The sequence below is a fragment of the Paenibacillus sp. sgz302115 genome (assembly GCF_056120445.1).
Genome location: NZ_JBVYOK010000001.1, coordinates 395,590 through 418,390, shown reverse-complemented (window position 1 = coordinate 418,390; position 22,801 = coordinate 395,590). Strand labels below are relative to the sequence as shown.

General features: G+C 49.9%; 19 protein-coding genes. 8 read left to right on the top strand and 11 right to left on the bottom strand.

The genetic code is table 11. The features are described from left to right. Position 1 precedes the first annotated feature (1 nt). Genes AC0LWN_RS01865 through AC0LWN_RS01855 form a run of 3 tightly spaced genes read left to right on the top strand, consistent with a single transcriptional unit; the run spans position 2 to position 3,057 of the window. Positions 2 to 781 carry an ABC transporter ATP-binding protein gene (locus AC0LWN_RS01865; protein ID WP_474662942.1) on the top strand — a complete coding sequence of 260 codons (780 nt, stop codon included), beginning with the start codon at positions 2 to 4 and terminating at the stop codon, positions 779 to 781. A gap of 48 nt (positions 782 to 829) precedes the next feature. Next, positions 830 to 1,615 (top strand): N-acyl homoserine lactonase family protein, encoded by a 786-nt coding sequence (locus tag AC0LWN_RS01860; RefSeq protein ID WP_474662941.1) that lies wholly within the window; start codon positions 830 to 832, stop codon positions 1,613 to 1,615. A 23-nt stretch (positions 1,616 to 1,638) separates the two neighbouring features. After that, a complete protein-coding gene (locus AC0LWN_RS01855) occupies positions 1,639 to 3,057 on the top strand; it encodes a DHA2 family efflux MFS transporter permease subunit (RefSeq protein WP_474662940.1) in 1,419 nt (472 codons plus the stop codon). A gap of 306 nt (positions 3,058 to 3,363) precedes the next feature. Here the strand turns inward: AC0LWN_RS01855 and AC0LWN_RS01850 are convergent, their stop codons facing one another. Further along, positions 3,364 to 4,185 (bottom strand): AraC family transcriptional regulator, encoded by an 822-nt coding sequence (locus tag AC0LWN_RS01850; RefSeq protein WP_474662939.1) that lies wholly within the window; start codon positions 4,183 to 4,185, stop codon positions 3,364 to 3,366. A gap of 107 nt (positions 4,186 to 4,292) precedes the next feature. On the opposite strand from AC0LWN_RS01850, the gene lacZ reads away from it, so the two are divergent. Continuing rightward, entirely contained in the window at positions 4,293 to 7,406 is a 3,114-nt protein-coding gene (gene lacZ, locus AC0LWN_RS01845) for a beta-galactosidase, LacZ type (protein WP_474662938.1), read from the top strand. 127 nt (positions 7,407 to 7,533) lie between these two features. Then, on the top strand, positions 7,534 to 8,175 hold the full coding sequence (locus AC0LWN_RS01840; protein WP_474663556.1) for an acetylglutamate kinase: 642 nt from the start codon (positions 7,534 to 7,536) through the stop codon (positions 8,173 to 8,175). 10 nt (positions 8,176 to 8,185) lie between these two features. Here the strand turns inward: AC0LWN_RS01840 and AC0LWN_RS01835 are convergent, their stop codons facing one another. The 6 genes from AC0LWN_RS01835 to AC0LWN_RS01810 form a co-directional block, all read right to left on the bottom strand. Then, positions 8,186 to 9,571, bottom strand: a complete 1,386-nt coding sequence (locus AC0LWN_RS01835) for a sedoheptulokinase (RefSeq protein ID WP_474662937.1) — start codon at positions 9,569 to 9,571, stop codon at positions 8,186 to 8,188. A gap of 219 nt (positions 9,572 to 9,790) precedes the next feature. Beyond that, positions 9,791 to 11,311: a family 43 glycosylhydrolase gene (locus tag AC0LWN_RS01830; protein ID WP_474662936.1), complete on the bottom strand. Its 1,521-nt coding sequence runs from the start codon at positions 11,309 to 11,311 to the stop codon at positions 9,791 to 9,793. 134 nt (positions 11,312 to 11,445) lie between these two features. Continuing rightward, positions 11,446 to 11,931 (bottom strand): VanZ family protein, encoded by a 486-nt coding sequence (locus AC0LWN_RS01825; protein WP_474662935.1) that lies wholly within the window; start codon positions 11,929 to 11,931, stop codon positions 11,446 to 11,448. Then, complete coding sequence (locus tag AC0LWN_RS01820; RefSeq protein ID WP_474662934.1) at positions 11,928 to 12,803, bottom strand: M15 family metallopeptidase; 876 nt, start codon at positions 12,801 to 12,803, stop codon at positions 11,928 to 11,930. Before AC0LWN_RS01820 ends, AC0LWN_RS01825 begins: the two co-directional genes overlap by 4 nt. Before the next feature lie 108 nt (positions 12,804 to 12,911). Next, complete coding sequence (locus AC0LWN_RS01815; protein WP_474662933.1) at positions 12,912 to 14,012, bottom strand: HAMP domain-containing sensor histidine kinase; 1,101 nt, start codon at positions 14,010 to 14,012, stop codon at positions 12,912 to 12,914. Beyond that, positions 14,005 to 14,694 (bottom strand): response regulator transcription factor, encoded by a 690-nt coding sequence (locus AC0LWN_RS01810; RefSeq protein ID WP_474662932.1) that lies wholly within the window; start codon positions 14,692 to 14,694, stop codon positions 14,005 to 14,007. Before AC0LWN_RS01810 ends, AC0LWN_RS01815 begins: the two co-directional genes overlap by 8 nt. 107 nt (positions 14,695 to 14,801) lie before the next feature. On the opposite strand from AC0LWN_RS01810, the gene AC0LWN_RS01805 reads away from it, so the two are divergent. Continuing rightward, on the top strand, positions 14,802 to 16,397 hold the full coding sequence (locus AC0LWN_RS01805; protein WP_474662931.1) for a hypothetical protein: 1,596 nt from the start codon (positions 14,802 to 14,804) through the stop codon (positions 16,395 to 16,397). Between the two features lie 87 nt (positions 16,398 to 16,484). On the opposite strand, the gene AC0LWN_RS01800 is transcribed toward AC0LWN_RS01805, so the two are convergent. From AC0LWN_RS01800 to nirB, 4 genes are all read right to left on the bottom strand, one after another. Continuing rightward, complete coding sequence (locus tag AC0LWN_RS01800) at positions 16,485 to 16,811, bottom strand: iron-sulfur cluster biosynthesis family protein (protein ID WP_474662930.1); 327 nt, start codon at positions 16,809 to 16,811, stop codon at positions 16,485 to 16,487. Between the two features lie 133 nt (positions 16,812 to 16,944). Further along, positions 16,945 to 17,709, bottom strand: a complete 765-nt coding sequence (gene cobA, locus AC0LWN_RS01795) for a uroporphyrinogen-III C-methyltransferase (RefSeq protein ID WP_474663555.1) — start codon at positions 17,707 to 17,709, stop codon at positions 16,945 to 16,947. A 22-nt stretch (positions 17,710 to 17,731) separates the two neighbouring features. Next, entirely contained in the window at positions 17,732 to 18,049 is a 318-nt protein-coding gene (gene nirD, locus AC0LWN_RS01790; RefSeq protein WP_474663554.1) for a nitrite reductase small subunit NirD, read from the bottom strand. 19 nt (positions 18,050 to 18,068) lie between these two features. Then, positions 18,069 to 20,504 (bottom strand): nitrite reductase large subunit NirB, encoded by a 2,436-nt coding sequence (gene nirB / locus AC0LWN_RS01785; RefSeq protein ID WP_474662929.1) that lies wholly within the window; start codon positions 20,502 to 20,504, stop codon positions 18,069 to 18,071. A 326-nt stretch (positions 20,505 to 20,830) separates the two neighbouring features. On the opposite strand from nirB, the gene AC0LWN_RS01780 reads away from it, so the two are divergent. Both AC0LWN_RS01780 and AC0LWN_RS01775 read left to right on the top strand, forming a co-directional pair. Beyond that, positions 20,831 to 21,427: an ANTAR domain-containing response regulator gene (locus AC0LWN_RS01780; RefSeq protein WP_474662928.1), complete on the top strand. Its 597-nt coding sequence runs from the start codon at positions 20,831 to 20,833 to the stop codon at positions 21,425 to 21,427. Between the two features lie 5 nt (positions 21,428 to 21,432). Next, positions 21,433 to 22,485, top strand: a complete 1,053-nt coding sequence (locus tag AC0LWN_RS01775) for an anthranilate phosphoribosyltransferase (protein ID WP_474663553.1) — start codon at positions 21,433 to 21,435, stop codon at positions 22,483 to 22,485. The last annotated feature ends 316 nt before the right edge of the window (positions 22,486 to 22,801 follow it).

The following is a 22,801-nucleotide window of genomic DNA, read 5'->3' as shown; positions in this document are numbered from 1 at the left end:
AATGAGCACAAACGAATCCAGAAAACGCAAAATCGTAGTCAATGCCTTATCCAAAAGCTATGAAACTAAAAAGGACACTTTTCTGGCCCTGGATCATGTGGACGCGCATATTTATGAAAATGAGTTCGTTACCCTCGTCGGCCCTTCCGGCTGCGGGAAATCCACCATGCTGCGGATCTTGGCAGGTCTTGAAGATGCTTCCTCGGGAGCGGCCTCCATCTCCGGCAGAACAATTGAAGGTCCGGGTGCAGACCGCGGTGTTGTTTTTCAATCCTATACACTTTTCCCCTGGCTGACTGTCCGCGACAACATCGAGTTCGGTCTGGCGCTAAAGAACGTTCCGCGCAAGCAGCGCAGAGAAGTCTCAGATAAATATCTGGAGCTGGTGAATCTTGTGAATTTCGGGGATACCTATCCCAAGCAGTTGTCCGGCGGTATGAAGCAGCGGGTGGCAATTGCCAGAGCGCTGGCCAATTCCCCGGAGATGCTACTGATGGACGAGCCCTTTGCCGCACTGGACGCGCAGACGCGGGGAGACATGCAGGAGCTGCTGCTGAATATTCAAAAGCATGAGAAAGCAACCATCCTCTTCATCACCCACGATATTGAGGAAGCGATCTTCCTGTCGGAAAGACTGTATGTGATGAAAAGCCGTCCCGGCCGCATCGTCCGGGAGATTGAAATCCCCGCCGATATGCGCCAGAACAAGGAACTTAAGGATTCGGAGCCATTTATCGCGCTCAAGAAGGAAATCGTTGATCTGCTTCATTCCAAGGAATAATATCATACGCGAATCCGGGCCAGCAGCCCTGTGCGGATAGGAGGCATTATGGCAGCTACTGCAGTCAAAAAATTATACGTCCTGCTGTGCGGTTTCGAGGTGCTCCCGCTGGGAGTTTCCATCCGGGGCAGCGATAACCGCATTATTGTTGCAGAGCCGATCTGCGCTTATCTTGCAGAAACCGAGACAGGCTGGGTCCTGTTCGATACAGGCATCGACGCTTCACGAATCCATGATCCGGTCCTGGCCAAGACCTATTATACCGACCGGGGCTGGACTACACTTCCTGTTGTGCATCCTGCACATTCTCTGACCGGTCAGCTCAAGGAAATAGGAGTGCACCCGGAGGACATTCAACAAGTCGTGCTATCCCATATGCACGCCGATCATACCGGCTATCTGAAGCTGTTCCGCCACGCGAAAATTATCGCCCAGCGGGCAGAACATCATTATGCTCTGCACACACCGCCTGAGCTGGGAAATATCATAGAGGATTATAATCTTCCCGAGCTGGACTGGCAGTTAATTAAAGGAGACTGCGAGCTGATGCCAGGCATACAGCTCATCTCTACACCCGGACATACGCCCGGGCATCAATCCGCACTTATCTCTTTGCCTGGAGGGAGCCGTCTTGTGCTCACCTTCGATGCCGGAGACTTCCTGCAGAATTTCGAGCAGGAGCTGCTTCCCGGCACTGCAAGTGATGACGCACAGGCGCTGGCTTCCATCCTGCGGCTGAAGCAGCTTGCCGAAGAACCCGGCAGCATTCTGTTCCCGCTGCATGATCCGAATTTTATCCAGACTGCCAAGCTGGCACCGCTCTACTATGATTGAAATGTGCAAGGAGATGTAACGCATTGAAATCCACACCCAAGCAGGCCGCCTCCGTCCCGCTGGCGCCTATTATGATTGCTGTCTTCTGCAGTGTATTTATTTCGAATCTGAATACTAGCACAGTCAATCTTGCCGTTCCGACGCTGATGAAGGTGTTTCATACCGAAATGCCGGTCATCCAGTGGGCGCTTACGGGATATATGATGGCTATAGGCATCGGCTCACCGCTCGCCGGCTTCCTGATTTCCAGATTCGGCACGAAGAAGGTGTACGCCACTACGCTAATCGGCTTCTCCTTCGCCTCTCTTCTCTGCTCCTTGGCCTGGAATCCCTTCTTCCTGATTGCCGCACGGGTGATTCAAGGGGGCTGTGCCGGACTGATGCTGCCCGTCACACTTACCCTGCTCTACCGGACGGTTGAACGCAAGCAGCAGCCGATGGCAGTCAGTCTCTGGGAAGCAGCAGGCTGGCTTGGGCCGGCACTTGGCCCTGCCGTTTCCGGCCTTTGTCTGCAGTTCTTAAGCTGGCGGTGGCTGTTCCTGTTGAACTTACCGCTGCTCCTGCTGTCCGTTCTCCTTGTCCTCCGCTATGTACCCGCAAGTCCGGGGGATTCAAGCATGCGGCTGGACAAGCTCAGCGCTGTATTATCCAGTGTCGGCAGCTTCACTGTGCTCTTTGCCTTCAGCAAGGCCTCCGCCTGGGGCCTCCTGGACAGCAGAACCTTACTGCTGCTCGCGGCTGGAATCCTGCTGCTGATTCTCTTCGTTAGACGGCAGCTCAGAGCGGATACTCCGCTGCTCGAATTTCGCGTATTTCAGAACCGCACTTACGCGATAAGCGTGCTGATGCTCGGACTGATTAATGCCGCATTGTTCGCGGCAGTCTACTTCGTGCCTTATTTTCTCCAGACGGCCAAAGGTGTCCCCGCCGCCAGCACCGGGCTTGTAATGCTGCCCTCTTCTGTTGTGATGGTGCTGCTGCTCCCATTGGTAGGCAAGCTGTATTCCCGGCTGGGGCCGATGAAGCTGGCGGCTGCGGGGATTTCCCTGATGGTGCTTGGCACCTGGATGCTCTCACGCATGACGGTGGATACGGCTAATAGCGAAGTGATTCTGTGGACGGTTACCCGCAATGTCGGCATCGCCTTCTCATCAATGCCGCTGATGAATGCAGGTCTGTCCGGCCTGTCCGATAATCTGATTGGGTACGCCACCTCAATGACCAGTTGGTTCCGCCAATGCATGGGTTCGCTGTCTATTGCAATCTTCACTGCGTTCTACACCTGGAGAACAGTGGTGTACACTTCAGCCGGGCCGGCAGCAGTAAGCAGCTCTGAAGCCGTAGTCTTCGGTGTGCAGCAGGTGTTCATGCTGGTAGCCTTCATGCTGGTCTGTATGCTGCCGCTAGTGCTTACCTTCCGCAAATCGGGCAAGATTTCCTGACAACTGTATAAGTGGAACTTTAGATTTTCATATTAGGGTCTGGTCGTAACTACGGGGAATGTTTGGACTTCCGGCCACTGTTGTCGTAAGAATGTTTTGGATTGTACCGCTAATAGCGGATAACATCCGGAGACAAAGGCGGACGCTACCGCTCCTCCAGTTCCAAACTTCCCCTCCGCACTCCTACCTTTTTATGATTCCTTTAAAGTTTAACTTATATATGCTCCCTGCTTCGAATAAAAAGGGCTGGCTCATTCGTAGATAAATCTACTGTGAGCCAGCCCTTTGTCAACCACAGACCTCACCTTAAGCCAGGCCATGAAGCTGCTTGAACTCCTCCGGCTTCATTCCGGTCACCCGTTTGAACACCGCACAAAAGTAGCTGGTGTTCTCGAATCCGGCCTGCTCCGCGATCTCATAAATTTTTTTCTCTCTGCCGCTGAACATCAGCTGCTTGCTCCGGTTAATCCGTTGTTTGTTGATGTAGGTTACAGGCCGTTCATGCATCGTCCGCCTGAACAAGCGGCATAAATATTGCGGCGAGACAGACGCCACGTCGGCTAATTCCTTCAGCGCCAGCGGCCGGTGCAGATTAAGCTCAATATGCTGGAGCACCGGCTTGATGCGTTCCATCTCATCCTTCTCATTCGCAGGGGCCGACAGCAGATATTTGAGGTCAAGCAGCAGTGCATAAAGCAGCTTGGAACGCTCCAGATTCTCCTCCAGGTCATTGCCGTTTGACATCAGCAGCATTTTCTCCAGCGGCTTCATCAATTGGTGATTGCTGAGCCTTCCCAGACCGGATTCCCGGATTCCGGCATACAGCAGCATCCCTCCAGCCTCCCTTCCGCTGAATGAGACCCATGACAGCTTCCACTGCTGGCTGATGGGTGCATAGGCATGCCTGATATTCGGGAACAGAAAGAAGACATCACCCGGCTCCACAATGTACCGCTTATCCCCCAGAATCAGCTCTCCCTTGCCTTCCAGCACCTGATGAAGCTGATAATCCGGAAAGCCTGTAGGCCGCTCCATTTCAGGCTGATGCTCCCAGAATCCGACGGTTGTCACATATAACGGGAGTAACGAGATTTCCTCCGTCTCACAAAAGATCAGTTTGCTCTCCATATCTGTTCTCCAGTTTCATATTTTGATATGCGTGCGAATATTTTACTATATCCCTTGCAATGTCTCCAATTTATAATATGAATATCATAACATGAGGAGATGTTAATGTGCGCAAGAAGTTTATCTATCAGCCGCCAGCCAATGGCTACCCGGAATGGAACAACAACCCTGAAATTTTTCAACTGAACCGTTTGGAAGCGCATGCTTCCATGATTTCTTTCACCAGCATTAGTGAAGCCTTGCAAGGAGATAAAACCGCCTCCCCTAATTACCGTTCGCTGAACGGCACATGGAAATTCGCCTTCGCGGAAACTCCGGAGCAGCGGATCAAGGACTTCTATACAGCGGACTATGACAGCAGCAACTGGGCTGAAATTCCTGTACCGTCTCATTGGCAATTCCATGGCCATGACTACCCTCAATATACGAATGTGCGTTATCCGTGGGCGGTATCCGAGCCGGATTTGAAGCCGCCTTTTGCGCCAACAGTCTATAATCCGGTAGGGTCCTATGTTCGGACCTTTACAGTACCGGAAGCCTGGACAGGCCAGCCAGTCTACCTCAGCTTCCAGGGCGTAGAATCCGCCTTTTATGTATGGGTGAATGGAGAATTGGTCGGCTATGGCGAAGACACCTTTACCCCTTCTGAATACGACATTACTCCATACCTTCAGGAAGGTGAAAATAAGCTGGCGGTTGAGGTCTACCGCTGGTGTGATGCAAGCTGGCTGGAGGATCAGGATTTCTGGCGGCTCAGCGGCATTTTCCGTGATGTCTATCTTTATACAGCCCCTCCTGTTCACATTGCCGATTTCTTCGTTCATACCGATCTGGATGAGAATTACGTTAATGCAGAGCTGAATGTGGACCTGAAGGTCGAGAATTATTTTAACGCGAAATTAAGCCCGTACACGCTTCAAATGCAGCTCTATGACGCCAGCGGCAAGACGGTCTGGGCAGCACCGGTGTCTGGTGAAGTATCTTTTAATGAAAACGATGTCCTGAAGCTCAAGCTGGGAGCGCCTGTTGCGGACCCGCTTAAATGGAGCGCTGAGAAGCCTAATTTATATACACTTGTCATTTCATTGCTGGATGAACAGGGCCTTTTACTGGAAGCGGTCAGCAGCAAAGTGGGCTTCCGCACATTTGAAATCAAGGACGGCCTGATGAAGATTAACGGAAAAAGAATTCTCTTCAAAGGCACGAACCGCCATGAATTCTCCTGCGAGACCGGCCGTGCGCTTTGCAAAGAGGATATGATCCGCGACATTGAGCTGATGAAAGCCCATAACATCAATGCGGTGCGTACCTCCCATTACCCGAACCAATCCATTTGGTATGAGCTGTGCGACCAGTATGGACTCTATGTTATTGACGAAACCAACCTGGAGACACATGGCTCCTGGAAATATGGGCAAAAGGAACTGAATGAATTCAACGTTCCTGCAAGCAAGCCGGAATGGCGCGCCAATGTGCTGGACCGCTGCAACTCCATGATGCAAAGAGACAAGAACCATCCGTCCGTCATCATCTGGTCACTCGGCAATGAGTCCTTCGGCGGCGACAACTTTATCGCGATGCATGATATGCTGCAGGAAGCCGATCCGAGCCGGGTTATTCATTATGAAGGTATTTTCCACTACCGTCCATCGGAAGCGGCAAGCGATATCGAATCCACGATGTATGTGAAGCCGGTTGACGTTGAAAAATATGCGCTGAATGAGCCGAAGAAGCCATATATTCTCTGTGAATACAGCCATGCGATGGGCAACTCCTGCGGCGGTCTGCATTTGTATACGGACCTGTTTGACAAATATGATATCCTCCAGGGCGGTTTCATTTGGGACTGGGTCGATCAGGCGATCCGCACCAAAACTGCTGAGGGTATCGAGTACTTGGCTTACGGCGGCGATTTTGGCGAAACCCCGCATGACGGCAACTTCAGCGGCAACGGCTTGCTGTTCGCCGACCGAGAAGTAACGCCTAAGCTGCTTGAGGTTAAGAAATGCTATCAGAATGTGAAAATAACGGCTGTTGATCTTCAAAAAGGCCTGTTCCAGATCCGTAACGGATTCTTGTTCACGAATATTGAAGAGTTCGAACTGAACTGGGAAATTGCCTTGAACGGTCAGGCTGAACAGCAAGGTGCTCTGCGCGTCTCTGCAGAGCCTGGGGAAACCGCCCAAATCACCGTTCCTTATGAATGGAGCTCCATTACCGGGGAGCAAGAAGCGGTTCTCACCCTTTCCTTCATCCAGCATGAGGCAACCTCTTGGTCGCAGCCTGCTCATGAGATCGCCTGGGAACAGTTTGTATTGACACCTTACATCGGAAGAAACGCTTCCCGAGCCGCTGGAAATGGGCTGCGCGTAACCGAACAAGAGAAGGCTGTTACTATTCAAGGTGAGCAATTCGCGCTGGCATTCAGCACCGCAACCGGGGACTTATTCTCTTATACATCTTCCGGGAAGGAACGTCTGCTTGCACCTGTAAGACCTAACTTCTGGAGAGCGGTAACGGACAATGACCTGGGCAATGGCCTGGACAAACGCTGTGCAGTCTGGAAAGAAGCTTCCTACAACAGAACACTCACGGGCTTCTCCTACTCTACCAGCGACAATCTCTGCGTTGTGACGGTCAATTACCTGCTGGCTACGAGTCCTGCTTCCACATTGCGTCTGCGCTATGAAATTGCCCCGGACGGAACTGTGGAAATCACTCAGGAATTGAACCCGGGAAACGCCGACCTGCCGGAAATTCCCGAATTCGGGCTGGTGTTCTTGCTGGATGAACAGCTCGATACTGTGTCCTGGTACGGCAATGGGCCGCATGAGAACTATTGGGACCGGAAGACTGGCGCCAAGCTGGGACGTTATACCGGCAAGGTGAGTGAGCAGTTCACTAATTATCTCCGTCCTCAGGAATGCGGCAACAAAACCGATGTACGTTTTGCCTCCCTTACGGAGAGCGCAACAGGCAGCGGATTTCATCTGGAGAGCACCTTGCCTATGGAAGTTAACGTGCTTCCTTGGACGCCGGAAGAGCTGGAAGCAAGCGATCATCCTTATAAGCTGCCAGTTTCCGCCAAGAGTGTGCTGAGAGTCAACTACAAACAAATGGGTGTCGGCGGAGATGATAGCTGGGGCGCACCAACGCATGATCAGTTCACCCTACCGGCTAACCGGCCTTATACTTTCCACTTTACCCTGTCCATACTTTAATCTAAAAGGCGCGATCACCGGCATGAAGCTGGGGGTCGCGCCTTTTTTAATAATGAGAGTTTATGATGAACCACTTAGGCGAATGAACCATATTATGGGTTATATATTTCCTAAGGAGGATACAATGATGCAACCTTATTGGGGGCCTTGTTTTACCGCAGAAAGAATGCGCTATGCTTATCCCCATCCCCATCCGATGCCAATGTATATGCCGGCAAAGCAGGAATGCCTGAGCAGAGCGCAGGTTGATTACATGAATCACATGAGGTCGCTTTGGGAGCAGCATGTGGCCTGGACCCGGATGGCAATCATCAGCATTGTTTTTGATTTGCCTGACATTGATGCGGTTCTGGCCCGGCTTCTGCAAAACGGGCCGGATATGGGGGAAGCGATTAAGCCCTTCTATGGTGAAGCTGCAGCCCAAACCTTCAGCAATCTTATTAAAGAGCATTTAGTCATTGCAGCAGACCTTGTCAAAGCCGCTAAGGCAGGCGACCAGCAGGCTGCTGCGGCAGCGGAGAAAAAGTGGTACGCAAATGCTGACCAAATTGTTGAGTTTCTAAGCCGCATCAATCCGTATTTCCCGAAAGAACAGTTCAGGAAAATGTTCTATTCGCATCTGGCATTAACGAAAGCAGAAGCTGTATCCATGCTGAATAAAGATTACAAATTAAGTATACAGATCTTTGACCGGATCGAAAAAGAAGCTCTGATTATGGCTGAAATGATCAGCTCTGCAATCATTAATCAATTCCCGCAAATGTTCTGATGGTTCAGCTTCAGGCCAGCCGTTCCTGCCATCCCAGATACTTCCCTGCTTCCCTGAAGCTGCCGATCTCCCCTGCCCCAACCGCTGCGCATAACGCTGCGCCGACCGCAGCTTCTTCCGATGCTGAGCTTAGCAGCAGCGGCAGTCCGAACCTCTCCTCTACCTTCCTGCAGAGAACCGGATTTGTGCGCAGCGCGTTACCGGAGCCGATTAACCTTGTCCAGGGCTTCGCGGGTTCCGCATCTCCAATGCTTCTATAAAAAGCATACAATTCATCGGCCATTCCTTGAAGAAAAGCATGGGTCAGCATACCGGGTGTGAAATTGCCCGGCGTAATTCCCTCTATACTGCCCTGCGCTTCTGGATTAAGCCGTGTTCCCAGAAACTGCGGCTTCACCTTTAGACCGCCTGAGGAGGTCCCATTCTGTAAAAGTGTGTCCATTAACGGGTATAGCGCACCCTGGGTTTCCCCGGTATATGCTTCAATAACCTGCCGGAAGAATTGTTCCAGAAGCGCATAGGATTTCCCGCCGCTGAGGGCGGCGCCGACGAGCAGCACTCCTCCACCAGGATAAGGCCGCGCCTCCAGTTCCCCGGCATAGCCGTTTAAATCAGCCATCAGCACAGATAACTGGCTTCCCGTTCCGATATTAAGCAGCATTGCTTCCTCAGGAAACGGCACACTGCCAAGAAAGCTGGCCTGGTTGTCACCAATTGATGTGTATACTGTAAGGCCGTCATCGGTGAGTCCAACCGGTGTTCCCGAAGGGACAACCTGGGGCAGCATGTCAGGATGTATCCCCGCTTTTGCAAGGGCCAGCTTGTCAAAATCACCGGCAGCGAAGCTGTAACAGCCTAATCCCGCCGCTTGAGTCGCATCCATAAGGGGCATCGTCCTTCCGGCGAGCCACATCGCCGCATAATCAGCAATTGTGCACAAGCTGACTGCTTCATGAGGGACAAGGCCATGCTTCATGTTATAAAAATGCGTTGCCAGGCCATAACCGGGGGCGACGGAATATCCCGTTGCTCCGCTTAGCTTCTGCGCATAGGTATGAGAGCTGTCATTGTCATAAGGCAACCCTCCTCTGCCATCCTGCCAGGTAAACAGCGGACTCACATGCTTGCCAGTTTGATCTGTATAGACAATGCCGTGCATTTGTCCGGTAAGTCCAATTCCCGCTGCCTCCGGCTCCCGGGTTAGCAGTTGCTTTAGCACCTTTTCCACCGCTTGCACAATAACCTCCGGATCTTGCAGGCGCTCCCATTCCCCTTGACTGGCGGACAGGTTAGCCGGATTCGATTCTGTGATGACATGCAGCACACAACGCTGCTCCAAATCGTATACCAGGCCCGAAATGGAGGTCGTCCCAATATCCAGTCCGATCATTTTCATAAGCTTCCCTCCTGTTCACTTTTAAGCATTATACATAACTTACAGCCAACTAAAAAGGGTACAACAGCAGCCCTGAATGGCGCTATGTACCCTTTGGCTTTTTAAAATATAAGGATTTATATGTTTTACGCCATAAATCATCCTTATATTTCTCGCTGAAACGGATACCGTCCTTTTAAGGACGGCGAAGCCGTTTCTGCTTAGATTTGCTTAATTCAATTAATTCTTAATGAATGTCCAGTCATCCACCTTAACCCAATTGCCGGCATTTGCGACACTGTAGACACCGATCTGGGCGGAGCCATTCGTCACATTGATATTGGGAATGGTCACTTGCGTCCAGCTGCCTATGGCAGTGTTGATGGCTGCATTCTTTTCCGCCCCGCCGTAGTTCTTCACAAAGATCTGGGCGGTCGATTGCCCGCCGCTGCTTTGCACCCATACTTTTAACGTATACGTGCCGTTAGGTAAATTGGTCAGATTCTGGTACCGGCTGGCGCTGTAGGCTGCTGTTCCCGATTGCTGTGCAGACCATCTTCCGGTATGCCCGCCAAGTACATTGCTGTTCGGGTCCGCTGCGGCATTCGTCCAATTCGTCCAGCCCGCCAGAGCAGTCTGTGCTACCCGGTCCGCTTCATAGCTCGGGTTAAGCGCATAATTGTTACCGTTTCCAACACTCCACGTGCCAGCTGCCGCATCTAGATTAAATTCGCTCAAAGAATTGAGTGTTGGAACGGTTCCGTTAAAAGTAATCGGCATCCATTGATTGTACCCGATCCCATTTCCGGCAAAATCACTCCAGCGGTCGCCTCCGAACAGGATTGTGGTGCCGGAGGTTCCCTGTACGCTCACGAACAGCCCGGTTTGTGTGACATGCGAGAAATCCGCATCCGTATTATTCATTACCGCTTCAGCGGAATACGGGCCGAGAATATTGGTGGCGGTAATATAGTACGTGTGGGACGCATTCCAGCCGTGCAAATCGGAGGAAGCCAAATAATAAACCCCATTGTACTTGAACATGGCGTTGCCTTCCCGGCCGCCCGAACTGCTGTTGAACACATTGGTGGCCGGTTCGACATTCAGATAATCCGAGGCGCGCAGCGGTGATACATATAGATGGCTCCGCCCCTTGGTGTTGCTGAAGACCAGATAAGGCTTGCCGTCGTCGTCGATAAATATTGACTGATCCCCTGACATGTTGTTCACTACATTGGCAATGGAGGACTGCACATGATCAAAAACAAAGGGTCCTGTTGGACTGCTGCTCGTTGCAAAAGCGATTCCCGATCCGGCGGACCCGACATATTGGGTAATGAGCACATATTTCTTGGTATTGCTGTTGTAGACTACACCGAGCCTGCCCACCCAATCGGTATCCCAGGTTGAACCATCGGAAGCTGAGTTAATAACATTTCCTTCAAACTTCCAATGGACCAAATCTGTAGAAGAATAGCAAGTCACTGCATTGAAGCTGGAATCATTGTTCTTGGAGACGGGATTGTTGTAGTAGGTCACCGCCCCGTTATACTTGACGCCATACCAATAAAAAGTGCTGCCTACCTTCAAAATGCCTCCGCCCTGCGAGTAGATAGGATTGTTAGAGGTATCCTTCCAGAACACATCGTTTGTGAGTGTTTCGCTTGAAGCACCCGCACTGGCTGCCCCAAAGAGCAGTACGGCAGACATAAGCAGCAGAAAGCTATGAAGAAGGCGATGCTTTTTAACAAAAGCTTTCATTGTCGACTTCCTTTCCACTTTGAGATATTGGCAGTTTCATCTTGCTTATCCGGCAATGCAGTCCTCCTCCCCCTCTATAATTGTGCAGCGATTTATACTATAACGTTTTGATTTTAAATAGTAAGGGTACAAACTTACGATTTACTTTGAATAGTAACGTTTTGTGATTTTTTCATGAATATTCCATATCCAATCAAGCCCCCGAGGGTGTTAAGAATAAGATCATCCACATCGAAAGTTCCTATAGAAAAGATAACCTGGGAGCATTCCAAGCCTAAGCTTAACCCCAGGGAGTAGAGGAGCGCTTTGACAAAGCTTTTTTTTACCGTTAATCGTATGAATATCCCATGAGGAACAAACAGGGCGATATTCCCCACCAGATTGATAAAATCATTCGGATTGGACAGCCTTTCCAGATTGCCCCTTATGGATACAAACGGAATGAAATTCGCAAAACTCAACCGGTTCTGAATGCTCCTGGGATCACCCAACGTCCGCTGAAGTTGTTCCCAAAGATTTCCGATGTCCCCCGGCCCAAACTTGAACAGGATGATCTTGATCAGCAGGTACAAATACACGACATAGAGCAGGATAATTAGACTTCGACTCAGCCGCTTCATATCTTCCACGTACTCAACAGGACCGTGACGATAACGCCGTCGCTGTTGTTTCCTGAAATTTCATAAGGATGGCCAGCCGGAACTTGAATGCTCGCATTCTTGGAAACGGGGGCATACAATACCAGATATTTTCGGTTATCGACAGTAATCTGCACTCTCTTCTGCTGCTTCAGATATTCCAGATATTCTTCCAGAACCATATTCTTGTCCTTCATAATTTGGCTGTGGGGCAAGCCGACATAGCGGAAATGCCATGCTTCATATTTAATGCCGGTAATTGCTGTCTTGTCCTTCGGATATCTTAAAATAAATCCATAGCTCCAGGCGTTAGCTTTGAGCCAATCTCCTTCAGCCGCTTTCCCGATTTCACCAAGGGTAGAACCGATATCCAGCGATAACCCTGAGTTATGCTCGCTATATCCTGCAGGCAGCGCATAATCGGCTCCTTTCTCCCGGTACAGCACCTCCTGCTCTTCAGAATCCCTGTAGCCGCTGCTGATCCGAAAATGAGTAACCCCCTCCTCTGCCGCAGCTTCCGTCAACTGTGCAAACTGCTCCGTCACAGATTGCGACAGCCGTATTGAATGATCGAGCAGGCTAAATCCGCGGGTCAGCTCATCATGCCGGGATAACTTAATGATGTCAGAGGCAATACCTTTCTTATGGATAGGATAATCTTTATTGACCAGTATCAGATTCCCCTCGTAAATTTGTTCCTTATCAATATGTATCGTTTTCTCGCTGCTCTCAGCGTCTGATTGCACAGCGACATTCTCTGTACCCGGCCGGTATTTTTTTGACGCCTCTTCCTTCTGATAGAATTTAAATCCGACGACGAGCAGTACTATGCATAAAAAAAGCCACTTCTTCACAATAAGCATCTCCCTTTAGTGTGTCTTCACCTAGACTAATGGGAAATGTTTAAGTTCAAAGTGGGCTAAAAATAAAGTTTTTCTTAAAATATCTGCTTCCGCCTCATTTCAGGAGCGCAGCGGCAAACGCACTTCAAAGATCGTCCGGGTTACGCTGCTCTCGGCGGATATCGTCCCCCCGTGCCCCTCCACGATATTTTTGGCGATAAACAGGCCGAGGCCGGTACTGGCTCCACTAGAGGTTCTAGCCCGGTCGCCAGTGTAGAACATGTCAAAAAGATACGGCAGCTCCTCCGGCGGGATGAAATGCCCGTAATTGATCACCTGAACAACCGCTGCTCCGGAAGCAGCCTCCTGCCTGCAATGTATATCCACATATTGCCCGTCCTTGCCGTATCTCAAAGCATTGGTCAGAAGATTCTCAAAGACACGGGCAAGCAGCTCCCCGTCTGCCGGAACCGTCAGATGAGGATCAATGTAAAGCCGGGAGACCAGTTTATTCTGATCAAACAGCGGGAACAGCTCCTCGTTCAATTGCAGCAACAGCTCACTTAAGTCAATCGGCTCCTTATTCACGGTCAGCTTCCCGTAATTCATTCTGGTGATCTCGAACAGCTCTTCGATCAGCTTCTCAAGCCGCTGCGATTTGGCATAGGCAATGGTTGTATAATGGCGGGCCTGTTCAGCCGTCAAATCCGCGGATTTCAAAATAAAATCCAGATACCCCAGAACAGAGGTCAACGGGGTCCGGATGTCATGGGCCAGGTTCAGCACCAGTTGATCCTTGCTGCTCTCAGCAAAATCGCCTCTTTCCAAAGCTTTCTGCAGCTGTTCACTGGCCCGGTTGATGTCTTCAGCAATGAGCTGGAATTCATCGTGAGAGGTTATTTCCACGCGCGAGTCAAAGTCACCGTTGGCCAGCTTATGTATCCCCCCGGAAATCCTCTCAAAATAATCTGCGTAGCGCTTGGTCAGCAGGAAGAAAAAGATAATCGCTAGCGGTATAAACAGGATTAAAAAGAAATTCAAATCCCCTACCTGGTTTATGAAAAGTCTCATGCGGGCCAAATCATCCTCCGCAAAGACCTTCTCATGATAATACTGCTGCAAGCCTTTATAGACCAAATAAGTGAGTAAGCCTGAGATGAGCATGCTAAGTCCGAACAGCATCAGCATACTGGTGCGAAAGCTGCGCCTTTGTCTAGTCATTGAACGTATACCCTACTCCCCATACGGTTTTTATAAATTTCTTCGGGTCATCGCCTAGCTTCTTGCGGAGTGTACGGACGTGGACCATTACCGTATTCCCGCTGTCGTAGTATGACTCGCCCCAAACCTGCAAAAAGATATTCTCCGCACTGAACACCTTATTAGGATGACTTGCGAGCAGATGCAAAATATCAAATTCCTTCGGCGTCAGCTCTACCGTTTGATCATATATCGTAACTGTGCGTTTTTCCGGGTCGATGGTTAATCCGCCGATTTGCAGCATAGACGGGGAATCCGCGGGTGACGAATTCAACACTATGAAGCGGCGCAGTTGGGCCTTGACCCGTGCAACCAATTCCATCGGGTTAAACGGTTTGGTCATATAGTCATCTGCCCCGATGACCAGTCCGGTGATTTTATCCAGATCCGAGGCCTTCGCGCTCAAAAAAATAATCGGCATCCGGTATTTCTCGCGGATTTGACGGGTGACCTCATGACCATCCAGCTTCGGCATCATCACATCGAGTATTGCCAAATCCACCGGCTGGGATTGAATAGCCTGAATGGCTGCGCTCCCGTCGGCGACAGTGATCGTAAGATACCCTTCCTTTTCCAGATGCATGGCGATCAGCTCGGCGATTTCAGTCTCATCATCCGCAATCAAGATCGTAATCGGCTTCATTGTCGTACAGCCTCCTGTGTCAGATAAGCATTATTATACTATAATTTATTGAGCTCTTACCGATATAAATAAGATGTACATAACAATCATCACGAGGAGGATATATGTTGAACAATGACAAAAATAAAAGTAGAAGGTTGACAAAAAAGCTGCACATGATGCTTCTGTCACTTCTCATTTTAACGGTAATTGCAGGTTATCTCCCTGCTCCCTCAGCCTTTGCGGAAACTGGCGATATGCAGGTGAACAAATCATTTCCTGCATCGGAGAAGGTACGTTCTGAGGTTGAATTTGCTTTTTCATATCCAAACGTTAATTTACATATCGTTGTTACTGTAAAGCAAACTAGCTTTGATACTGGCGAGATCATCACCAACTCATATGATTTTGAAGACCCTTCGTTGAATTCAAAATATAAGTTAAGTGAAATAGATAGGGATGGGAGTTCATTCTTAACACCTACCGGGCCAAAGAGCTATGTAGATGTAGCATCATTGGCCAAAGATGAATATCAGGGTGCCACCATTTATGAGTTTGATTTTATCTCTAAACAGCTAATAAAAATTGCTGACATCAATAATAAATTTAGAGTCCAGGTGTACGGTTCGTTAGGTATCTATGAGACAATACCCTATGACCCGGAAGAAGTCTATTCACGTCCTAGCACGGATAAGCACCAACTCTACTCTATTCAAACTAACAAGCCTATTTTGCCGCAAGGAGCATATGGATTTATCTTTACGGTTACTCTTCAAAAAAATGCCGGTTCGGGACCATATGAGACAAAAGATTATTTGACCGCTGGAAAAGCGTTTTCAGATAAAGGAACTGACAAATATTATTTGATCTCTTATGGCGGGAAGCTTACTCCAATACCAAAGATATATAATGAATTCACTTATGATAAAACTAAAAAAATCTCCACTTTAGTAATGGCAAATGGAAACGGACAGCTTCAATTAAATCGCAGCATCAAGTCAGGGAAGGAAGTTTCTACTCTCACCTGGATCAAAGGGAATACCAAAAAAATATTGTTAGATGTGCCAGGATATATTAATGAATCTAGCATGCCTTCATTTTCACCCAACAACCGCTATATGATTATTTCCAGTCAAATCAGAGGAGAACATCTGGCATTTGTAGATGCAACCTATTATATCTTTGATCTCAAAACAATGACGGTGATACAAAAAATTAAACCACACTACAAATTGTATCAATATAAAATGGAATGGTTTAATGATGTTTTATTTCAAATTTCATATGACACATCAAATCCAGGTGTGTACAAACCTGTTTACTATCATATCCCAACCCAAACTTCTACTGCGTCCAGAGAATTGCTTGAGTTTAATCCATATCTGGATAACTTCACCTATGAAGGCTTGCTGTCATTAAATGCTCCAATCTCACTTCAGGTAGATAAGCAGTATGTTCGGTATAGCGGGAGTGGGCCTTTAGTGGAAAAGGATACCTTCTTCATCCCTCTCCTTGATTTTGCGAAACAGCAAGGAATAACTGTAAATGTCTCTGCAACAGAGCTGCAGTTGACTAAAGGGGATAAACGCACTTCAATCGGAGTCAAAAATGCCGAGAAAATAGGAAGTAGCTGGTATGTTCCGGTAAAAGAGTTAGTTCCGTTAGGCTATAAAATATTGAACGCCAGCAGAAATGGTATTAGCCTGGAAACAAGCAACTTATAACAACAGTATTTTATAAATGAGATATAACTTTGACTAAAGCAGAAAAAGCCCGTTCCCTGTGTTTTGCGGGAACGGGCTTTTTCTGCTTCAGTTTGCTGCACGAAGATCCTGAATCCTGACGTTATTACTGAATAAACTGGAGTCACTGCTAACCTTAAAGGAAGGATAGTGCTCATCCGCCTCCAGCTTCATATACTCGTCAAATAAGGATTCCTGCTGGCGGTCACAGAGAAAGGTGAAGGGCTCCCTCTGAATCACAATGTCAGTATGGTTCGGCTCGCTCACGATCTGGATGACAAGCACGCCATTGCAGCCGCAGCCTTCCGTATCATAGAACAGCTTAAGGTAACCGGATTGCTCCGCCAGATGCTCTTCCAGCCGTTTCGAAGCGAGTGTGTCTAGTTGAATGTACATATCATAGTTCTCTCCTTTGCAGCAGGGCTATCTCCGAATAGATCACGGGCACAAGTATAATCCCGTTATGGAGTGCCCCCCTGTGACTGCAATCACTTTTATTATGACAGCCATTCAACTATAAAGCTAATGCCTAACCGATCTGGGAGCGTGCCGCTTTCTCCATTGCCAGCAGTTGTTCTCTAACCTTCACCGCCTCACCAATGATGATAAGCGCCGGATTGCTGATCTTCAGCGCCGCAGCCAGCTTGTCGATGTTGCCAAGCGTCCCTGTCACGGTCCGTTCGTGGTCTGTTGTTCCATTCTCAATCAGCGCTGCCGGCGTCGCCGGGTCTTTCCCGTGGCGCAGCAGTTCTTCGCGGATTTCACTTAATGTGCTTACTCCCATGTAAATGACGAGAGTATCCACACTATGTGCCAGCCCGTCCCAGCGGACAGGTGAAGTGTGGCTGCTGCAGCGGCTGCCGGTTACGATGGCAAAAGAGGCGGCAAGGCTGCGGTGGGTCAGCGGAATTCCCGCTGACGCTGCGGCGCCGATTGCCGAGGTAATGCCGGGGATCACCTCATACGGAATCCCGGCGGCAGCGGCGGCAAGGGCCTCTTCACCGCCGCGTCCAAACACAAAGGGGTCTCCTCCTTTTAAGCGGACGACATGGCTGCCTGCGGCTACGTACTTAAGGATCAGCTTTTCTATGGCTCCCTGGGGCATAGAATGCTTGCCCGGCGCTTTGCCGCAATAAATGCGGAGAGCCTCGGGGTTCGCGTAATTCAGCAGCTCTGCATTCACCAGCCGGTCATACAGAATAACGTCCGCCGCCTGAATCCGGCGCATGGCTTTAACTGTAATCAATTCCGGGTCTCCCGGTCCGGCTCCGATAATCGACACTTTTCCCTGCATCATAGACTCACCTCCAGATTAGCTATTCTTCAAGAGTGACATAGATCGAACCGCTGCTCCGGTCAATTTCCACCTCGAAGGTGGTTACATGACCTGTATCTGGCTCCTGTACGGCTCCGCTATGCAGGTCGATACGCCAATCGTGCATCGGACAGTGGACCTTCGAACCGCAGACCATGCCCTCCGACAGCGTCCCGCCTTTATGCGGGCATTTATTCTCAACGGCCAGCACCTCTCCGTCCGACAGCCGGAACAGTGCAATTTCAGTGCTCCCTGCCCGGAAGACCCGTGAGCCCTTAACATCAATATCCGTCACTTTGCCAACAAGCATTTTGGTCATCTTCATAGGTGCGGCCTCCTTATACGGTCTCAGTCTCAGGCTGTGCGAGCTGTTCGAAATTTTTACGCAGCTCCGGCTCATTGACAATCTGCTTCCACGGATCGGTCGTCAGGCGCAGTGCCGCCTGAATTCTTTCCTGCAGTGCCAATCGGTTCTCTCGCGATTCCAAAGCCTCCTTGATGCTATCCAGACCTACACGTTCCACCCACTGTGCAGTCCGTTCATTCCATCCAGCATTCTCTCGGTAATATTGCAGGAATGCGCTCGCCCACTCCATAACCTCATCATCGGTCTTGACCACACAGAGCAGATCGGTTGCCCGGACATGCACACCGCCGTTGCCGCCGACATGCAGCTCCCAGCCGCCATCAATGGCTACAACGCCAAAATCCTTAATTGTCGCTTCGGCACAGTTGCGCGGACAGCCGGAGACAGCCAGCTTCACCTTGCCTGGAGTGTTCAGCCGTTCAAAAGCTTTTTCCAGCCGGATTCCCATCCCCATAGCGTCCTGAGTACCAAACCGGCAGAAGGTGGAACCCACGCAGGTCTTAACCGTGCGCAGCGTCTTGCCGTAAGCATGGCCGGACGGCATATCCAGCTCCTCCCACATCAATGGCAAATCCTCTTTTTTGACGCCGAGCAGATCAAGTCTTTGACCTCCGGTGAACTTCACTAGCGGCACTTCGAACTTAGCCGCCACTTCGGCAATCTTCATCAGCTCAGCCGGTGAGGTCACTCCGCCATAAATTCGCGGTACTACGGAGTATGTCCCATCCTTCTGAATATTGGCATGATAACGCTCGTTCGTGATACGGGATTCCTTCTCATCCACATATTCTTCAGGCCACAGCATGCCCAAATAATAATTCAGGGATGGACGGCATTTGGCACAGCCTTCCTCATTGCTCCACTCCAGCACATTCATGACTTCCTTGATGGACTTCAGCTCCATCCGCCGGATTTCAGCGACGATTTCATCACGGCTAAGTGTTGTACAGCCACAGATGCCTTCTTTGACTGTAACCACATTGTCTCCGGCGTACAATTGCAGCAATCCTTCTACTAGCGGCTTACAGCCGCCGCAGGAAGCGGAAGCTTTGGTGCAGGCTTTGATCTGCCCGACACTGGTGCAGCCTCCCTGTTGAATAGCTTCGGCGATTGCACCTTTGGAGACACCGTTGCAGCCGCAGATTATTTCGTCGTCGGCCATCCCTTCCAGACGGTTGCCTTTAGGCGAAGCGAGAGCGTCAGAGGAGACTCCGAGCAGCAGCTCCTTCTCCTTCCCTTTTATATTCTCGCCGTTCTTGATCATCGAGAACAACTGCGCACCGTCGCTTGTATCGCCGAATAGCACGGCACCGATCAGCTTGTCATCGTTAATAACCAGCTTCTTATATACCCCGTCGATTTCATCCTGATAGCGCAGCGCCCTGGAGCCAGGCAGCTCTGTGAACTGGCCTGCCGAGAATACATCTACACCGGACACCTTCAGCTTGGTCGATGTTACCGAGCCGGCATAACCTTCAGTGGGAACTCCGGCCAATCTTTTGGCTAGTACAGCGCCTTGCTCATACAGCGGGGCCACCAATCCGTAGGCAATCCCCCGGTGCTCCGCACATTCCCCTACAGCATAGATGCCGGGAATATTCGTCTCCATATAATCGTTGACAATGATGCCGCGGCCAATCTGAACTCCGCTTTTTTGTGCCAGTTCAATGTTAGGCTTGATGCCGACCGCCATCACGATCAGATCAGCATCGGCAATGCTGCCGTCTGCGAACAGCAGGCCTTTGACTCTTTTTTTGCCGAGAATGGCTTCCGACTGTTTGCTCAGCAGGAACTTCATCCCTTGTTCTTCCAGTTCTCTACGCAGCATAACGGAGGCCGCCTCGTCCAATTGGCGTTCCATAATATATTCATGAATGTGGACGACAGAAACCTCCATTCCCAGATGCAGCAGGCCTCTGGCCGCTTCCAGACCAAGCAGACCGCCGCCGATGACCAGCGCTTTCCGGTAGGATTTCGAGGTTGCCTGCATGATCTCGCAGTCCTTAATATCGCGGAAGGCAATCACGCCCTCCTTCTCAGCTCCGGGCAGCGGCAGCATGAAGGGATTGGAGCCAGTCGCCAGGATCAGCTCGTCATATTGCAATTCAATGCCTTGATCGGAGTAAACCTTACGCTGCGCGGTGTCTATCGAAGTGATAGTATGGCCCATGTACAGCTTAATGCCATGACTGTGGTACCATTCCAGATCATTGATGATAATATCATCCATCTTTGCTCCGCCTGCAAGGACAGAAGACAGCATAATCCGGTTATAGTTAGGATGCGGCTCAGTACCGAATATAGTAATTTCATAGGCATCCGGAGCTAACTTCAGCAAATGCTCGATAGCCCGTACCCCTGCCATTCCGTTGCCGACCAGTATTAGTTTTTTGCGAATAGTTGACATCTGTCTCTCTCCTCCCCATGTGGACAACAGAAAAAGCCCGCTTCACTCCGCACGGAAAACAAACATTTCCCGATTACCGAAAGTGAGAGCAGGCGCCATTGCCGCTTCAAGCGAATACATCGTTGTATTCGTAGATTTTTGTTAAACCGACTATACTACAGGAGCTCCAGATACGTCAATAATTATGACATATAAAATTTTATTTTTTTAATTTATCGACAAGTAACAGATTTATGTGTTATATAATATAACATCATAATCAATTCGCGCTTGTGCTGCAGCTGTTCATGACATCGGTTATTACTTAATAAAAGGAGCGGCAAACTATGCATTCCCTGTTGATCATTCAAAATAGGAAGACAGAGAACGACACAGATGAGCGCTCATTCAAAAGCCCCGGCACCCTCTTGCGGTCCTGCGGATATGTAGTTGAAGAAGCTGCTACGGAGCCGGAAGCCGTCGCCATGTTAAGGGATGCGGATGCCTTCATTCTCAATCTGCCTATTACAGAGATCAATCCCTGGAGAGCTTTACTGATCCAGCACAAAATCGCTCCTGTTCTATGGTGGTGCTCCACTTCGACTGCTACACTGTCTGTCGCTGCCTGTGATGAGAATATTATGGCGGATGGGATATTGTCCCCTTCCATGCTCGCCCCGGAGATTCATTGGATTCTGCATTTCAGCTCCAAGCAAATCTTCGAGCGTCAGCAATGGCTTAAGGAGCGGGAGCAGTTGTTATCCCGGATTGAAGAGCGCAAATGGATTGACATGGCCAAAGGCATCCTCTCCAAAGCCAAAAATATCAGTGAATCTGAAGCTTATGATCTTCTGCGCAAGCAGGCCATGAACGAGCGCAAACGGATGGTTGATGTAGCGACTTCTATCGTCAAAGTATATCAGCTGCTGCAGGATCAAACTTAAGGAGAATCCATATGATTAACATTCTAAAAGAAGTCGCCCGCGGCAAACGGGGCGCCCGTGATTTGAGCTACGAAGAAGCCGTTTATGCGGCCGAGTCCATTCTTAGTCTTACCGCCTCTCCTGTGCAGATCGGTGCCTTTCTGATTGCAGAGCGGATTAAGCTGGAGAACCTGGAAGAGCTTGAGGCCTTTGTGGCTGTGTGCCGTAAATATGCCCAGCGCGAACCCATCCAGCAGGGGCTGGATTGCGCAGGTCCCTACGATGGCCGAAAAAAATCATTTGCTGCTACCTTCCCGACCGCCTTTGTGTTATCCGCTGCCGGACTGCCTGTCACCCTGCATGGTTCATCTTCATTGCCTCCCAAATGGGGAGTTACGCTGCAGGATATTATTCAGGAATCCGGGATTGAAATTGCCAAGCTGACCCGGACAGAGACGATTGAATCTGCGCACAAGAGCGGAGTACTGTACGTCAATTCCGAGCAGTGGTGCCCGCCGCTTGGCGCCATTCGCAAGCTCCGTGAGGATATTGGCATGCGAACGATTTTTAATACTGTGGAAAAATTTGCGGACTACGCCTGCTCGCCTTACATTGTGTTTGGGATCTATCACAATACGGTCTTTGACCGCATTTCCCGGCTGATCCTGAGTCTCGGCTACCGCAAAGGACTGGTCGTGCAAGGGGCCGAAGGCTCCGAGGATCTCTACATTGACCGTCCGAACCGGGTATACTCCGTTTCGGGTGGCGCAGCCCACCTGGATATTATTGATCCCGAGTCGCTCGGACTGGAAACTCCGGTGCCGGAAATGGATTGGACTCCCCGGCTTCAGCTATCGACGGCAGAAGCCGTATTGCAAGGCGGAGGACATATGGCCTTTTACAATCAGGTGCTCCTGAATGGCGCAGCCCGGCTGCATTTGGCCGAGAAAGTCAACTCCATCGAAGAAGGCGTCTATACCTGCAAGCATCTGCTCGATAACGGCGAGGCATGGAGCGTATACACGAAATGGAAAACCTCGCTGCTGGGCAGTAAAGCTCCCTCTCTTGGTACGGCTTGATGTAAAAAGAAATAGAAACAGCGGCAGTCTAGGACATGATTTACTCGTCCTAAGCTGCCGCTGTTTTTTGTGCTTTTTGTTACATTAGCAGATCGTCAAACTCTAAATGTTGGAGCTCAAACGATACTCCGCCGAACGGATTAGGGGGGGGAGATTACGCTGCAGGCGTATCAGGCCCCACGAACAGAATCATCTCATAATCGGAAGAGTCTGCCCGTTTGTAACGGACTGAGCCGCTCTTATTTCTACTGGAAGTCATTTTTTCGCAAGTTAACGGACTCCAGAGCCCTTTACAGGCGGACATTCACCCCAAATA